This window comes from Streptosporangium minutum, assembly GCF_002149035.1.
Lineage (GTDB): Bacteria > Actinomycetota > Actinomycetes > Streptosporangiales > Streptosporangiaceae > Streptosporangium > Streptosporangium minutum.
Genome location: NZ_NGFP01000493.1, coordinates 1 through 1,591, shown reverse-complemented (window position 1 = coordinate 1,591; position 1,591 = coordinate 1). Strand labels below are relative to the sequence as shown.

Genomic DNA, 1,591 nt, shown 5'->3' with positions numbered 1-1,591 from the left:
GGACCCGCGGACCGCCCTGCTGCTGATCCCGCCGCCCCCGGAGGGCACTCAGCCCGAACCCAGGAGCCTGAGCGGTGAATACATCGTCGAACGCGTCCCCGGACAGCGGGCTGTCGCCGCCGGTGGGGTCGAAGGGGATGATCGTGTAGTCCACCCCGTCGACCTGGTCGGCGAACACCGACAATTCCTTCGCCTCCAGCACACCGCTGTTCACGCGGAGTTTCTGCGTGAAACGGCGGTACACCGTGCCGGGGACGCGTTCGACGATGTATTCACCGCTCAGGCTCCTGGGTTCGGGCTGAGTGCCCTCCGGGGGCGGCGGGATCAGCAGCAGGGCGGTCCGCGGGTCCCGGAAGGCGGCTATGGCCGGATCGAGATCCATGGCGATCTCGGTGTTCGCCTGTGCCACCTGCTCGTCGATCGTCCTGCGCAGCCCGGCGGGTTCGGGCCGGGCGCTGGGGGTCACGCCCCTGACCACCAGGTCCAGCGGTGTGTCCGGCCCGTTGACGACCGCCGCCTTCCAGTCCAGTCCGAGGTCGTCGGCGACCAGCCCGGCGGCCAGTCCGATCGGATAGCTTTCGAGGTCCACGCTGTCGGTGCCGCCGGTCGCGGGCTTCAGCAGCTCGTTCAGCAGGAAGGCGCGCTGCTCGCGCCGGCCGCCCGGTGGGGTGGCGGCCGCCATCGCGACGGCGGACTTGCCGACGTACTCGGCGGTCCCCGCGTCGATGTCGACGACCGCGATCCCCCTGCGCTCGGCGGGGAACTCCCTGGCCCACCGCTCGGCCCAGTACGCCGCCGCGGCCAGGCGCGCGGGCCTGGTGGCCGGTGCCCGGTAGGCCTCCCGCAGCTCGTTGTAGATCATCGCCCGGTACAGCCGTGGCGCGGCCCGTAGGGGATACTCCGTCGCGCGCCGTCCCTCGGCGCGCAGCGACGGCCAGATCCGGTCGGGACCGAGCGCGAAACCCTGGACGTAGAACCGGAACGCCTCATGAGTGATCTTGTCGAACACCGTCAGGACCGGTCCGATCCCCTGCCCGTCCGGTCCGGGTTCGAAGCGCAGCCTCCCCAGCGCCGTATTGATCGCGACGGCGTGCCGGCCGTCCCATTCGGCCGGTGCGATCAGTTCCGGGACGGCTACGCCCCTGCGTTCCATCTCCGCCACCGAGGTCGGCGTCACCCCCTCGGCCGTGATCACGGCCGCCTGCCTCCCGTCCGACACCAGCAACACCAGCCTGCTGAAGTCGGCTCCGGGGAAGAGCGTCCCGGCCCTGGGCCATGCCCTGGCCACATCCGCCTTCAGACCGGCGACATAATCCGCGAACGTCGGTTCCGCGGCCGTGCCGGTTCCCGCGGTCGATGTCAGGCCCGTCGCCGTCGCGGCGCGCGGTTCCGTCTGCCCGGTCGGCCCGCCGGCAGCCCATCGGGCTCCCTGCCCGGTCTGCCCGGCCGGCTCCCATCGGGCCTCCCGTCCGGCCTGGTCGGCGAGACCCCACTGCGACGGCTGCCCGCCACCGGTCACCAGCCCCGCGACCAGCAGCACCAGCACCGGCAGCCTGTCCCGACGGCCGTTCACATACCGAAACACCCCCAT

The 1,591-nt window shown here is 72.0% G+C and carries 1 protein-coding gene; it reads right to left on the bottom strand.

What is annotated here, in order from left to right; genetic code table 11:
* Positions 1-1,573 (bottom strand): hypothetical protein (locus CA984_RS43955; RefSeq protein ID WP_133061992.1); only part of this gene is annotated, 1,573 nt, incomplete at its 3' end.
* Positions 1,574-1,591 lie beyond the last annotated feature (18 nt).